General features: G+C 32.2%; 16 protein-coding genes and 1 tRNA gene. 9 read left to right on the top strand and 8 right to left on the bottom strand.

All coding sequences use genetic code 11. The features are described 5' to 3' along the window. The first annotated feature begins 224 nt into the window (after positions 1 to 224). Both DMB65_RS20870 and DMB65_RS20875 read left to right on the top strand, forming a co-directional pair. Positions 225 to 809 carry an RNA polymerase sigma factor gene (locus DMB65_RS20870; RefSeq protein WP_110308563.1) on the top strand — a complete coding sequence of 195 codons (585 nt, stop codon included), beginning with the start codon at positions 225 to 227 and terminating at the stop codon, positions 807 to 809. Further along, entirely contained in the window at positions 796 to 1,191 is a 396-nt protein-coding gene (locus DMB65_RS20875; protein ID WP_110308564.1) for a hypothetical protein, read from the top strand. Before DMB65_RS20870 ends, DMB65_RS20875 begins: the two co-directional genes overlap by 14 nt. Position 1,192: 1 nt before the next feature. On the opposite strand, the gene DMB65_RS20880 is transcribed toward DMB65_RS20875, so the two are convergent. Both DMB65_RS20880 and DMB65_RS20885 read right to left on the bottom strand, forming a co-directional pair. Further along, on the bottom strand, positions 1,193 to 1,564 hold the full coding sequence (locus tag DMB65_RS20880) for a hypothetical protein (protein ID WP_110308565.1): 372 nt from the start codon (positions 1,562 to 1,564) through the stop codon (positions 1,193 to 1,195). Continuing rightward, the gene (locus DMB65_RS20885) at positions 1,542 to 1,763 is read right to left on the bottom strand and encodes a hypothetical protein (RefSeq protein WP_110308566.1); all 222 of its coding nucleotides are present in this window, start codon (positions 1,761 to 1,763) and stop codon (positions 1,542 to 1,544) included. The genes DMB65_RS20880 and DMB65_RS20885 overlap by 23 nt, the downstream gene beginning before the upstream one ends. 233 nt (positions 1,764 to 1,996) lie before the next feature. Between DMB65_RS20885 and DMB65_RS20890 the strand changes: the two genes are divergently transcribed. Further along, a complete protein-coding gene (locus DMB65_RS20890) occupies positions 1,997 to 2,920 on the top strand; it encodes a PfkB family carbohydrate kinase (RefSeq protein ID WP_110308567.1) in 924 nt (307 codons plus the stop codon). Positions 2,921 to 3,000: 80 nt separating this feature from the next. Next, entirely contained in the window at positions 3,001 to 4,899 is a 1,899-nt protein-coding gene (locus DMB65_RS20895) for an amidophosphoribosyltransferase (RefSeq protein ID WP_110308577.1), read from the top strand. 442 nt (positions 4,900 to 5,341) lie between these two features. Here the strand turns inward: DMB65_RS20895 and DMB65_RS20900 are convergent, their stop codons facing one another. From DMB65_RS20900 to DMB65_RS20915, 4 genes are all read right to left on the bottom strand, one after another. After that, the gene (locus DMB65_RS20900; protein WP_110308568.1) at positions 5,342 to 5,950 is read right to left on the bottom strand and encodes a superoxide dismutase; all 609 of its coding nucleotides are present in this window, start codon (positions 5,948 to 5,950) and stop codon (positions 5,342 to 5,344) included. A gap of 137 nt (positions 5,951 to 6,087) precedes the next feature. After that, complete coding sequence (gene pth / locus DMB65_RS20905; protein WP_110308569.1) at positions 6,088 to 6,714, bottom strand: aminoacyl-tRNA hydrolase; 627 nt, start codon at positions 6,712 to 6,714, stop codon at positions 6,088 to 6,090. Positions 6,715 to 7,299: 585 nt separating this feature from the next. Next, positions 7,300 to 7,911 carry a 50S ribosomal protein L25/general stress protein Ctc gene (locus tag DMB65_RS20910; protein ID WP_110308570.1) on the bottom strand — a complete coding sequence of 204 codons (612 nt, stop codon included), beginning with the start codon at positions 7,909 to 7,911 and terminating at the stop codon, positions 7,300 to 7,302. Positions 7,912 to 7,982: 71 nt separating this feature from the next. Continuing rightward, a complete protein-coding gene (locus DMB65_RS20915) occupies positions 7,983 to 8,924 on the bottom strand; it encodes a ribose-phosphate pyrophosphokinase (RefSeq protein WP_078226894.1) in 942 nt (313 codons plus the stop codon). Between the two features lie 301 nt (positions 8,925 to 9,225). Here DMB65_RS20915 and DMB65_RS20920 point away from each other — a divergent pair. After that, positions 9,226 to 9,305 (top strand) — tRNA-Leu (locus DMB65_RS20920). Between the two features lie 103 nt (positions 9,306 to 9,408). On the opposite strand, the gene DMB65_RS20925 is transcribed toward DMB65_RS20920, so the two are convergent. Beyond that, positions 9,409 to 10,683 carry a DUF6895 family protein gene (locus DMB65_RS20925; protein ID WP_110308571.1) on the bottom strand — a complete coding sequence of 425 codons (1,275 nt, stop codon included), beginning with the start codon at positions 10,681 to 10,683 and terminating at the stop codon, positions 9,409 to 9,411. Between the two features lie 72 nt (positions 10,684 to 10,755). Next, positions 10,756 to 10,998 carry a hypothetical protein gene (locus tag DMB65_RS20930; protein WP_110308572.1) on the bottom strand — a complete coding sequence of 81 codons (243 nt, stop codon included), beginning with the start codon at positions 10,996 to 10,998 and terminating at the stop codon, positions 10,756 to 10,758. A gap of 275 nt (positions 10,999 to 11,273) precedes the next feature. Here DMB65_RS20930 and DMB65_RS20935 point away from each other — a divergent pair, with 275 nt between their 5' ends. The 4 genes from DMB65_RS20935 to DMB65_RS20950 all read left to right on the top strand — a co-directional run bounded on the left by DMB65_RS20935 (position 11,274) and on the right by DMB65_RS20950 (position 14,039). Next, positions 11,274 to 11,990 carry a hypothetical protein gene (locus tag DMB65_RS20935; protein WP_110308573.1) on the top strand — a complete coding sequence of 239 codons (717 nt, stop codon included), beginning with the start codon at positions 11,274 to 11,276 and terminating at the stop codon, positions 11,988 to 11,990. 4 nt (positions 11,991 to 11,994) lie between these two features. Continuing rightward, a complete protein-coding gene (locus tag DMB65_RS20940) occupies positions 11,995 to 12,642 on the top strand; it encodes a hypothetical protein (protein WP_110308574.1) in 648 nt (215 codons plus the stop codon). A 98-nt stretch (positions 12,643 to 12,740) separates the two neighbouring features. Then, positions 12,741 to 13,397, top strand: coding sequence for a sensor histidine kinase (locus tag DMB65_RS20945; protein WP_230470737.1), 657 nt, complete (start codon positions 12,741 to 12,743; stop codon positions 13,395 to 13,397). Further along, positions 13,398 to 14,039: a response regulator transcription factor gene (locus tag DMB65_RS20950; RefSeq protein WP_230470738.1), complete on the top strand. Its 642-nt coding sequence runs from the start codon at positions 13,398 to 13,400 to the stop codon at positions 14,037 to 14,039. It abuts the gene before it with no gap. The last annotated feature ends 361 nt before the right edge of the window (positions 14,040 to 14,400 follow it).

A 14,400-nucleotide genomic window follows, 5' to 3' on the forward strand; every position in this document is an offset into this window, starting at 1 on the left:
GCTGATTTTCAGCTAATTTTAAGTACCATTAAAAGCATTTAATTTCAAAATACGAGTCGAAATGACTATATGCATGAACCTTTTATGAATGTAAGTTTTTGTCAACGTTCAATCCTTAATTATATGTGTAAAATATCGAAGTTGGAATTTTGGAAATTTAAAAAACTGGAATTTATTTTTAAAATTCTTGTAACCTAAAAGAACAAATTGTCGTCCTATATAATATGAGTACAATACCTGATCAACATTATATCGATAAAATTCTGCAGGGCGAAACCAAGGCGTTTGCTGTCTTAGTCGATCGCTATAAGGATATGATTTTTACGTTGGCTCTGAAAATCGTTAAACACAGGGAAGAAGCCGAAGAAGTTGCTCAAGACACTTTTATCAAAATATATAATTCACTGAGTAAATTTAAAGGCGATTCTAAATTTTCGACCTGGATTTACAAAATAGCATATAACACCTGTTTAGATCGTCTGAAGAAAAGCAAAAAGGAAGAAAACACTATTTCGATAGATGAATTTTCGGCACACTTAATTAAAACGATGGACAATGCTTTGAGTGCTCTGGAAGACAAAGAACGAAAGCAGACGATTCAGAATTGTTTAAATTTATTACCAAGTGAAGAGAATTTTCTGCTAACTTTATTTTATTTTGAAGATCAGAGTTTAGAAGAAATAGGTAAAATCATGAATATTAATGCTAATAATGTCAAGGTAAAATTATTTAGAAGCCGACAGAAATTAGCTGTAATTTTGAAAAAGCAATTAGAACCAGAAATAATAGAATGTTATGAAAGAAAATGATAAAGAAATAGAAAATCTAATTGAGAAAATGATGGCCGAAAACACTTTGGAATCGCCATCTGCCGACTTTACGTCCAATTTAATGTCACATATTCTTGTGGCTGAAAAAGCAAAAATTAAGCCTTATAAACCTTTGATTTCCAATTCAACATGGATTTTTATTGGAATTGCTTTGGCTGTTTTGGCCCTTTATAATGTCTTTTTTGCCGGAGCAGAAAATAATATAGAAATTGGAAAATCGTATACCGATAAAATTTCAGCAATTATTTCCGGTATTCATATTTCTAAAACTACATTGTATGCAATCTTAATTGTTCCTTTTATGATTTTGGTTCAGGTTGGGGTTTTAAAGAATTATTTTGATAAGAAGTATCAGGTGTGAATTATTTAAAAGCACCTTCCCTTTTCCTTATGTAATCTTTTCCGTTATGGCAATCCACGCTAACATCATATCTATTTAAAAATAAAAAATATTTTATTGTCGAATACCCACCAGTCTTTATAACTGATTTATTCAGTTCTAGTTCATCTTTTCTAATTGATGGTTTCGAATATTTTTTTAGAAATTTATCAAATCCTAAATCTGAATATTCTTTTTCTATAACTGGGTTGAGTTTAAAACTTGCCAGATAAATTCGCTTTTTAAACAATTCTTTATCCAAAACAAAATTTTTGTTTAGAACTGCGCTTAAAAAATCTTCAAAGGATTTAAATTTTTTAAAATAGTACTCTTTATAAAAAAAAGAATAATTCATGATTGTTGGTTCCATAAACTTCATTGTTTTTTGTCAAACCATATAAATCCAAGCCCAAATATATGGATGGTAATAATTCCCCATCTTTATATTCCTGCATAACGGATAATTTTTCAATCATATCTTCAGAAAAATTAGGTTCTTTTTTTTCACAAGAAAACAAAAAGCAAAACAGCAATAAAAGTAAAATTTTCTTCATCGTTAGGATTCATATATAAACAAATCTAACTAAAAACATTTACAAAATATAAGTTGCATTTTAAATCAAGAAAACATATTTTAAGCTTTCATAAAAACCAATATTAATCAATTCATTTACAAGAGTTTTACCTCGAAATCGTTGTCGTTTTTTTATGAAAATTTTGAGATTGCAAACCGTTGCAATATTGTAACTTATGAAGTATCTTTGCACCTTAATTCGAAATTCATAAAATGAATAAATTATTGATTGTTGGAACGGTTGCTTTCGACGCGATTGAAACTCCTTTCGGAAAAACAGATAAAATATTAGGTGGTGCTGCAACGTACATTGGTTTATCAGCATCCTTTTTTAACTTACAATCGGCCATAGTTTCTGTAGTTGGTGACGATTTTCCTCAAGAACATTTAGATTTACTAACTTCAAAAAATATCGACATCTCCGGTATCGAAATTGTAAAAGGCGGAAAAACCTTTTTCTGGAGCGGTTTATATCACAACGATCTTAATTCAAGAGACACTTTGGTAACAGAGTTAAATGTTTTAGCTGATTTTCAGCCAAAAGTTCCTCAAAATTTTAAAGATGCTGATGTTGTAATGTTAGGAAACTTACATCCGTTAGTACAAAGCAGTGTTTTGGATCAAATGGAGAAAAAACCAAAATTAGTAGTTTTAGACACTATGAATTTCTGGATGGATTGTGCTTTACCTGAATTATTAGAAGTAATTAAGCGTGTAGACGTTATTACTATCAATGATGAAGAAGCAAGACAGCTTTCGGGTGAATATTCATTAGTAAAAGCGGCAGCTAAAATCCAGGAAATGGGACCAAAATATGTGGTGATCAAAAAAGGAGAACACGGCGCACTTTTATTCCACAACAGAGAAGTGTTCTTTGCCCCGGCATTACCGTTAGAAGAAGTTTTTGATCCAACCGGAGCGGGAGATACTTTCGCTGGTGGATTTTCAGGGTTTATTGCACAAAGCGAAAATATTTCGTTTGGCAACATGAAAAACGCAATTATTTACGGTTCAAATTTAGCTTCATTTTGTGTCGAGAAATTTGGAACTGAGAGGATGGAAACATTAAGTAAGGCCGAAGTAGCGATTCGATTACAGCAATTTAAGTCGTTAACTCAGTTTGACATAGAAATATAATGCCGAAGAGCCTCGATAAAACGGGGCTTTTTTATTACGACAATACAGACAACTTACAACAACACACAAATACAAAAACAATGAGCGACGCTTTAAAACACGAATGTGGTATAGCCTTAGTCAGACTTCTTAAACCGCTTGAATATTACAAAGAAAAATACGGGACCGCTTTTTACGGAATACAAAAAATGTACCTGATGATGGAAAAACAGCACAACCGTGGTCAGGATGGTGCCGGTTTTGCCAGCATCAAACTGGATGTAGAGCCAGGTGAACGTTACATCAGCAGGGTTCGTTCTAACCACTCGCAACCTATACAGGATGTTTTTAAGCAAATCAATGAGCGCATCAGTGAGGAACTAAAAGCAAATCCTGAATTGACTAACAACATGAAAGAGCTAAAAGCAAATATTCCTTATATAGGTGAATTATTTTTAGGACATGTTCGTTACGGAACTTTTGGAAAAAACAGTATCGAAAGTGTACATCCATTTTTACGTCAGAGTAACTGGATGCACCGTAATTTAATTTTGGCCGGAAACTTTAATATGACCAATGTCAAAGAGCTTTTTCAAAATTTAGTTGAACTTGGGCAGCATCCAAAAGAAATGGCCGATACTGTTACGGTTATGGAGAAAATTGGCCACTTTCTGGATAAGGAAGTAATGCAATTATATCAGGATTGTAAAGCCGAAGGCTATTCAAAAAGAGAAGCCTCACCGGTAATTGCAGAACGTTTGGATATTGCCAAAATATTAGCACGTTCAGCAAAAAATTTAGATGGCGGTTATGCTATGGCTGGTTTATTAGGACATGGAGACGCATTTGTTTTTAGGGATCCGGCAGGTATTCGTCCTGCATATTTTTATCAGGATGAAGAAGTTGTTGTTGTTGCTTCAGAAAGACCTGTGATTCAAACTGTATTTAATGTTCCGTTTGATAGTGTTAAAGAAATTGAACCTGGAAACGCCTTAATTATAAAGAAAAACGGAAAAGTTACCATGAATCAAATTCTGGAACCAACCGTAAAAAAAGCCTGTTCTTTTGAAAGAATCTATTTCTCAAGAGGAAGTGATGCTGAAATTTATCAGGAACGAAAAAATTTAGGGAAGTTAATTTTACCTGCTGTTCTTGAATCCATAGACAGTGACACAGACAATACCGTTTTCTCTTATATCCCTAACACAGCAGAAACCTCTTTTTATGGCTTAATCGAAGCTGCCCAGGATTTCTTGAATCAGAGAAAAAACAATTATATCTTAGCAAACAGAAATACACTTACTGCCGAAACACTGCAAGAATTACTGGCAGTAAAAATTCGTACAGAGAAAGTTGCAATTAAAGACGCTAAACTCAGAACGTTTATTACAGAAGACAGCAGCCGAGATGATCTAGTCGCCCACGTTTACGATGTTACTTACGGAGTGATAAAACCAACCGATAATCTGGTTATTATTGATGACAGCATTGTTCGTGGTACTACATTAAAAATGAGTATCATTAAAATGATGGATCGTTTAAAACCAAAACGCATCGTAATTGTTTCTTCTGCACCACAAATTCGTTATCCGGATTGTTACGGAATTGATATGGCAAAACTGGAAGGTCTTGTTGCTTTTAGGGCTGCTTTAGATTTATTGAAGGAAAGAAATTTATATCATATTGTTGATGAAGTGTATGCAAAATGTAAAGCTCAGGAAAATTATGCAGACACCGATGTTGTAAATTATGTAACCGCAATTTATGATCAATTCAGTCCTGAAGAAATTTCAGACCGAATTGCTGAAATGTTAAGCTCTCCGGAAATCAATGCTGAAGTGAAAATTATCTTCCAAAAAGTAGAAGATTTACATGTTGCCTGTCCGAAAAATCTAGGCGATTGGTATTTCACCGGAAACTACCCAACTCCAGGCGGGAATCGTGTTGTAAATAAAGCATTTATGAATTTTTATGAAGGAAAAAACGCAAGAGCATACTAAATAAAAAGTTAAAATATGCATTTCGTCGGATTTTTTTGCATTTCATCCTGTATTTTTGGGAAAAGTGCAATGCTAATATATCTTTGAAGAACCATAACATTAGTAGGTTAAGTTTATGGTAGATTTGGGGCAAAAAAGGCGGAAGAAATTCCGTCTTTTTTATTGCAATAAAGTTACGTTTTTAAAAGCAATCTCTTAATCGGATATAATTGCTTTTCATCCGAAATATTTGAAATAAATATTACAGTACCATACATTTGATGTACCATAAATTAAGTAGGTTAAATATATGGTAATTTGGGGCAAAAAAGGCGGAATTTCTTCCGCCTTTTTTATTTTCTTTAAAGAAAGAATAATAAAATATAGATTAAAAGCAGGGCAAAAAAATAGACGGACAACCTTTTTGTCATCCGTCTATTCTCTATTTCTTTATTCTATCTTTTTATTTTTCTAAAGCAAATCTTCTTGCTACTTCAGTCCAGTTAATTACACTGAAAAAAGCTTCAATATAATCCGGTCTTCTGTTTTGGTAGTTTAAATAGTAAGCGTGCTCCCAAACATCCATTCCTAAGATTGGAGTTCCGCCACAACCTACTTCCGGCATTAATGGATTATCCTGGTTTGGAGTTCCGCAAACGTCTAATTTACCGCCTTTTTGAACACATAACCAAGCCCATCCTGAACCAAATTGTGTGGCACCAGCTTTAGCAAATTTTGCTTTAAATTCTTCAAAAGTTCCAAAAGAAGATTCAATAGCTGCTAATAAATCTCCTGTTGGCAATCCGCCGCCGTTTGGAGACATTACAGTCCAGAATAAATTGTGGTTATAGAAACCTCCACCATTGTTACGTACTGCAGCGTTAGATTTATCTAAGTTAATTAAGATATTTTCGATTGTTTTTCCTTCTAAATCTGTTCCTGCAATGGCAGCATTTAGATTTGTTGTATACGCATTATGATGTTTAGTATGGTGGATTTCCATTGTACGTGCATCAATATGTGGTTCTAATGCATCATATGCATAAGGTAATTGTGGTAATTCAAAAGCCATGATATATGATTTTTATGATTTATAATTATTTATTCAAATTTATACATTTAACTTTGGAATAGGAAATTCTATTTCGTTATAATTGAATTAAGTTGCCTTATAATTGTTTTTTTAACACTAAAACGTCTGTAAGATCCTTACTTCCCGTTAAACGTTGTCATTGTATTTTCTAATCCTGCCGTGCCAAAAGATTTGATAATTTCTGAAGCGACTTCTAACCTTTCCGGTAATTTTGTTTTTTCCTCTTCATCCCAATCGCCTAAAACGTAATCAACCTGCTGCCCTTTTTTGAACTGATCACTGATACCAAACCGGAATCGGGTATATTGCTGCGTATTCAAAACCAGATTGATGTTTTTAAGTCCGTTGTGCCCTCCGTCGCTTCCTTTTGGTTTTATTCGGATGGTTCCAAAAGAGAGGTTTAAGTCATCTGTAATGACCAGAATATTTTCTAACGGAATGTTTTCTTTATCCATCCAGTACTTTACCGCTTTTCCACTAAGGTTCATATAAGTGTTTGGCTTGAGCAGCAAAAAGATCCTTCCTTTAAACTTGTATTGGGCAAGTGCACCGAGTTTGACAGTTTCGAAGGAAAGGCTTTCTTTTTTGGCTAAAAAGTCCAGTACTTTAAATCCAATGTTATGCCTTGTGTTAACATATTCGGCTCCGATGTTTCCTAATCCTACGATTAAATATTTTTTCATATAATCTGTGTTCTCTTCTTTTTGTGTTGATGAAAACAGTTTTGTAATCCATTTTATCATGCTTGCAAAAATAGGTTTAATTTGGTAATTAGAAAATGTGTCAATTAGATAATTTGATTTACATTGTCATTAACCGCAAAGAACGCAAAGGTTTTTTTCGCTAAGTTCGCTAAGGGTAGCACGCAGATGACGCAGATTTTAAACCGATTTACGCGGATTTTTATTTATAACACCAAATTTACCCACATTTTTGTCATCCTGACGAAGGAAGGATCTCCGCAAGAAGCTCGACAATCTAAAGAAAATTGTTTTACTGGACTTCGACTTCGCTCAGTCTGACATGTTGTAGATTTTCTCATCTCAAAAGCTTATAAAAACTAAACGTTTAGCTAGCCCTGACAGAAGCGGTATCCTTTTTCTGGCTTCTTTAGCCAGGAAAAGATACAAGTGGATGGCAGGAACGTCTGGCCTTGAAAAAACGAAAAGTATCTGCTACAAACAAAAAATGTAAAAATATAAAAAGCTTCGACTTCGCTCAGTCTGACATTTGAAAATTTAGAACCTCAACCTCTTAGCAACTCAAAACCTCTAAAAACAAAAAAAGCACCAACCTTTCGATTGATGCTTTTGTATTGATTGAAAAAATTATTTTTTCTTTCCTTTTGCAGGAGCTTTTGCAGCTTTTGCAGCTTCCTGAGCAGCTTTCATTGCAGCACGAGAAATTCTTACCTGAGCCACAACAGTGTTGTCCGGGTGCATCACTTTGTATTCTGGTGATCCAACTTTAGTAACGTATAATTTGTTACCCATTTCAAGTGGCGTAATATCTGCTTCAACAAAATCTGGAAGGTTTTTAGGTAAAGCTTTAACTTTTAATTTACGAGTGTTTAAACGTAAAACACCACCTGCAAGAACACCTTTAGATGTACCTACAACTTTTACAGGAACTTCCATAGTGATTTCTTTGTCATCAAATAATTGAAAGAAGTCAATGTGTAAGATTTTGTCAGATACCGGGTGAACCTGAATATCCTGTAAAATTGCATTGAATGATTTTCCTTTTCCAAGCTCAATCACAACTGTGTGTGCATTTGGAGTGTAAACCAAGTTTTTGAACGCTGCAGCGTCTGCTGAGAAGTGTACTGCCTGATTTCCTCCGTATAACACGCAAGGAACCGCTCCAGCATTACGTAAGGCTTTAGTTGACACTTTGCCCACGCTTTCTCTTTCTGATCCTTTAATTGTAATCGATTTCATTGTAAAAAAATATAGTTATTAAAAATATTCTAATTCTTATTGTAGTGAGATTGCTTCGTTCCTCGCAATGACTACATTATAAATTTTCCACTGATGGAATTGTTGTGGTGTACCATATGCATAACTTCGGCAAAAAGAGGTGCACAACTCACTACTCTTATTTTATCTGAATGTCTCTTTAAAGGAATAGAATCTGTTACGATTAATTCGCTCAATTTCGAGTTTTCAATTTTTTCGTAAGCTCCACCTGATAAGATAGCGTGGGTACAAATTGCCCTTACGCTTAATGCTCCTTTTTCGATCATTAAATCGGCTGCTTTCGCCAAAGTACCGCCAGTATCGATCATATCGTCTACCAATACTACGTTACGTCCTTTTACTTCACCAATAAGCTCCATAGTATCGATAACGTTGGCTGCTTTTCTTTGTTTGTAACAGATTACTACATCTGATTCTAAAAACTTAGAGTAAGCGTATGCTCTTTTTGAACCTCCCATATCCGGAGATGCAATGGTTAAGTTTTCTAGTCCTAAACTTTCTACATATGGTAAAAAGATCGTTGATGCAAATAAATGATCTACCGGTTTTTCGAAAAACCCCTGAATTTGATCTGCGTGTAAATCCATTGTCATTACTCTTGTCGCTCCGGCAGCATCTAATAAATTAGCTACTAATTTTGCTCCAATCGGCACTCTTGGTTTGTCTTTTCTATCCTGTCTTGCCCAACCAAAATAAGGCATAACAGCTGTAATATGTCTTGCTGATGCACGTTTTGCAGCATCGATCATTAATAACAATTCCATCAAATTATCAGCTGTTGGAAAAGTCGAACACACTATAAAAACGCGTAATCCTCTAATTGATTCTTCGTAAGATGGCTGAAATTCTCCATCACTATACGTTGACATCGTTACTTTTCCTAACGGAATTCCGTATTGTTCTGCAATTTTTTCTGCAAGATAAACACTTTGTGAACAAGCAAAAATTTTAGCTTCTGGTTCTAGGTGCGACATTATAATTTGTTGTTTTTGCTCCGCTGCGCTTTGTACAATTCGGCTTGACCATTTTCGGTAAAGCAAAATACATATAATTGCCTCGGGTGTAGTTAGTTGTGTGTGCTTCGTTTTAACGAGGTGCAAATTTAGAAAATTTATTGGACACTGAAAGGAAAAATTTAAGTATTTTTAGTAGCACATTTAATTTTATTTTTTACATTTGCACCGTGTTAAAGGAATAAGTACACTTATGACTTCATAATTACTTATTCTATTGCGTTAAAATAACTGATTTATTAGTTGTTTTTTCGTCTGCTAAGCCCGGATGGCGGAATTGGTAGACGCGCTGGTCTCAAACACCTGTGGGAAACCGTGCCGGTTCGACTCCGGCTCCGGGTACATTAACGGAAAAGCTGTCATTATTGACAGCTTTTCGTTTTTTAATACCTTCTGAACACTTAATATTCCTAGCCAACATTTCCTCAAGACCATAATTGGTATGTTAATTTTCTACCATAATCTCAGCGTAATTATTTATTTTTTTTATAATCGGATTCTCAATATACTTATCCTTACACCTATTTTCATGAAATTTTATTTCTAATTCAATATTGTTTTGATACTCCTTTATTAAAAGTTGTCTTGATTTTTTATCTAATTTAAAATATTCTATTTCTCTATCCCAAAGCAAACTATTTTCATTTCTGTTTTTTAATAATTTCAAATTTGAAATTATTTCTAATTCTAAAAAATAATTAACTCCAAAAGAATCAACATACTTTGTATATGCTTCTTTATTCATTTCCTTATTCTTAAGTTGCAAGAGAGCCTCCCAAGCTAAAAATTCCTTTGAGTTCTCTAAATCTAATTTTTTAATCTTTTCTTTTTGAATTTTATTGTCTGAAAAAACAGTAGAATTAAGAGTTTCTTCCAGTTTTTTTCTCATATCAATTGATAGATGGCAGTTGTTTAAATGATTCTTTAGTTGAGAAAAAAGTATTCCAATAACGAATAAACTATGGTATTTTTTAATAAAGACTTTTTCAGAATATTCTTTTTCTATAAATGAATTTCTAGTAATACAATCATCAACAATACTGAGAATATTAAAACTAAGTTCAATCTGAGTTATCAATGAAAAGTAATTGACACTTAATTCTAATACAACATCCAAATCATTTTCCTTATAAAATTTAACAATAAGACATTCTAATTGAAACTTTAATTTTTTTATGTTCAATAAATTATCCGGAGGAGGGCAAAAGCCAAAATCAGTTATATAAAACAAACTATGACTGATCGCATATGCAATTTCTCTATTTACAGAACAAACATAAATATTTTTGGATAAAATGGAAGGATTACATAATCTGAACTTATTTGATATTCCCATTTTATTTTTAATAAAATTCCATTCCATTTGTCTATGGGGTGGGACTTCAAAAGAAAACAAATTGTTTTTAAACATTATTTTTAATGAAGATTCTAATAGATGGATTTTTTCGAATTTCCTCAAAAACACATATGGCATTGTAATATGAAAAACCATATAGGGATTTTTAAAAATATCGTCTGCCGGAATTTTTTTAATTTTTTCCAAAAGAAACTTTTTAATACTATCATTGTTATCTTTTCCAAAATTATCTGATGAGCAATAACTAAAAAAAATGCTTAATTCTGCAAATTTTTTATACCTATCCTCCGTAATTCCATTTTCGAATGAAAAAACCTCTAAATTTGATTTTATTCCGTTACTAATGTTTTGTAATACATTCATAATAGTATATAATTAAAAATAGCCTAATTACTTTATTTAATAATTAGGCTATTTTGGTAAATGAATAGTGAATTAAACTTTGCTACTTCTAATGATAACTTCAGGCGAAGCAATATCATCACTACCAGTATATACGAAATTAGGCCCGATAAAAGTCCAAGAAGCCAAATCATCAACACCTAATGTACTAGTTAGCTTATCAGAAACTGACGCCAAATCTTTTAAGGTTATATTACTACTAATTACTTTGTTTTCATGAAAAGCATCTACAACCGCTTTGAAAGATGGACGATTTTTTCTTAATTGATTTTCCATTTTGTTTTATTTTATTTTTAAATTACCTACTCTATACAGTTTTCGGTTACCCTGTTGGAATCTGTTATTTAATGCATTAAACTAACATTACAAATCTCCAAACTATCTCATAATCAATATATGGGCGATAAACTAATATTATTCTGTAGATTTAACTAAAAACAATACCGTTATTTAACGGATGCAGGAATAGTGAAAAAACTGAGCTTAAAATAATTTTGACTTGCTTTATTTGCTAAATAATTTCTTACTTTACAAACTAAAACTATTTCATTATGACAACACACTTAAAACAAAAATTAATCATTACAGTGTTATTTGTTGCACTTGTATTTTCTTTATTCTTTAATTGGCTTGGATCTAAAGAATCAGGGAGCAAAGAAACATCTATCTGCAATGACTTTCACAATGAAAGACCTAGTACATTGACAAGTAGTCTAATTAGAGACATGATTAATCAGTACAGAACCAATCAATATACAGCAATAAATAAAAGCAGGGACATTGATGAGCCAGACGCCCATTCTATTTGGTTTGATCTTGATACTATAAAAAAATTTATATATCATATTGAACGAAACGTAGCGAAAAATGGTTCTGAAAAAAATAATAAGTTAGGATTAAGAATATATTATGCCGCATATCCGGAACTTTCAGAGTTTACAAAACCATATAATAGAGATATCGCATTTATGGCAACAGACCCAATAAAAAAACAATTTGCAACCAGACATACTTTAGTTATGATACCTACAATATTTAACAAGGATTTAAATGGAGATGTCGACTTTAATCCTCTGGATGCCAGTACATTTAATGGCTTTGTTTCTACTATAAAGAAAAGCAACCGCGATCAAAAAAATGAAATTGCTCCTTATCAATCACAAAAGTACCAACCAATGGCATTGTCAACTGCGTCATCAAGTGATGCTATGGCCAGAAATCATGGAAACTTGATTCCTCCTGCTGATCCAATGGCTGGAGCATTTTAATATTATGCATAAAAGTTTTCCAATATTAACAACTGTGTTACTTTATCTTGAACTGATATCAGCCGGAGTGGCCTTGTTTTATATTAAAAAGATAAATAAAACTCACTGGAAGTGGTTTGCGGTTTATTTATGTATTGTCGCTTTAAGTGATTTTTTCATTTCAGAAGTTGTTTATATATTAAATATTGATAAGCAATACTTTTATGCATATGTAATAATTCCAATACAATTTATTTTTTTTTACTGGCTTTATGCTTTAAAGTCTTTAAAAAAAACAGAAGTTTTTTTAATCTTTATATGTATTTATATTCTTTCGTTTATTCCTGTTGAATTGTATTTTCAAAAATTAAGAGTTGTATATTCCTTTAATTATACTGTAGGTACATTTTTATTGATGATATTGGTTTTCTTAGAATTCAAAAAACAAATTCAAAACGATGATATTTTAGAATATAAAAAAAATAAAATGTTTTACATAAACATTGGAGTAATGATGTTTTATGTAGGCACCTTACCTTTCTTTGGGCTCTATAATTTGATAATAAAAGAACCTTTTATTTGGAGTATATATTATCTTTACTTTCTGGTTTCTAACTGCTTAATGTACTTACTCTTTGTCGCTTCTTTTATATGGGGAAAAGTGAAATTATAATTATAATCATAATCTTTAATCTGTTTTTTATTTTATTCATTGCAGGAATCGTTATTTTTATTCGCGAGTATAAATTAAAAAAGAAAGAACACTCTGTCATGCTTTTACACCAAAAATCAGCACATCAAAAAGAGTTACTTACTACTCAAGTTGAGATCCAGGAACAAACTATGCAACATATTGGAAGAGAAATTCATGATAATATTGGTCAAAAATTAACGCTAGCCAGCTTATACATGCAACAATTAGCTTTTGAAAGCAAATCACCAAAAATAAAAGACAATATTGAAAATATTAACAACATCATAAACCAATCACTTGAAGAATTAAGAGAATTATCAAAGTCATTAACTGATAATATTATCGAAACCAGTTCAATATATAAGCTATTAAATACTGAATACTTAAAGATAAATGAGCTTAAAATTTTTAAAATTGATTTCAATTGTACAAACAAAAAACTGGCTTTACCTTATCAACTAAAAACAATTTTGGTAAGAATTACACAAGAATTCATTCAAAACAGCATCAAACATTCACGATGCAAATTGATAACTATTGAATTAGAAGAACTTGAAAACAAAATAATGTTAACTCTAGTAGATGACGGAATTGGTTTTGATATTTCAAAAATACATGCGAATGGAATTGGAATTTCAAATATGAAAAAAAGAACAGAAATGCTGGGCGGAAATTTTGATTTAAAAAGCAACCCAAAAACAGGAACACAACTTTCCATAACTTTCTCTTTATAAATGATGAAAAAGACCATTGTAATAGTAGACGATCATATTTTAATCGCACAAGCATTAAAAGGCATCATTGAAAATTTTGAAGATTTTCAAGTTTTATACGAATGCGAAAACGGGAAAGATTTACAAGATAAATTTCAATTAAAAAAACCAATCCCAGATATCGTTTTACTTGATATAAGCATGCCTATTATGGATGGTTTTGAAACCGCTAAATGGCTGAAGAAACTACATCCGGGTATTCTAATCATGATATTGAGCATGCAAAACGATGAGCAAAGTGTTATTAAAATGATCCAACTTGGCATAAATGGTTATTTACTCAAAAACACAAGTCCGTACGAACTGGAAAAAGCATTAAAACAAGTTGCAAAAGAAGGCTTTTATTATCAGGATTGGGCCTCTAGAATAGTTTTTGCCAGCCTGAATAATAAAAAAGAAGAACAACGCACTATCAAACTTACTGATAGAGAAAAAGAATTTCTAAAGTATACCATTACCGAAATGAATTATAAAGAAATAGCAGAAAAAATGTTTTGCAGCCCGCGAACTGTCGAAAGCTACCGTGATTCATTGTTTGAAAAATTAGAATTAAAAACCCGTGTAGGACTCGCTGTTTTTGCTTTAAAAAACGGATTTGAATAAGTGATAATAAATTGGTATAAACTCTTTTATGATGAAATTTATACCGAAAATTTTACTTCACTGCTATTTTAAAATTGTCTTGCCCCACTTTTGGGTTTAAGTTAGACATGCAGTTCAGTTTTGGGATTGATCCGTTATTTTACTTGTATTAAGAAAAAAAAAGACCATCATTTGCATGATAGTCTTTTAATAAGCTCCTCCTCTTGGGCTCGAACCAACCCCGAAAGCTTTCGGGGCTCTGATTAACAGTCTTTATATTTTTCAAGTAATTTATTTATGACTTCGGGATATCGCAATAGGTTTTCAATGTAGATTTTGCTTTTCATATCTTTGATGTGCTTTTCAATCGCCAAAGCTTGCG

The sequence above is a fragment of the Flavobacterium cheongpyeongense genome, assembly GCF_003202435.1.
GTDB classification, from domain to species: Bacteria; Bacteroidota; Bacteroidia; order Flavobacteriales; family Flavobacteriaceae; genus Flavobacterium; species Flavobacterium cheongpyeongense.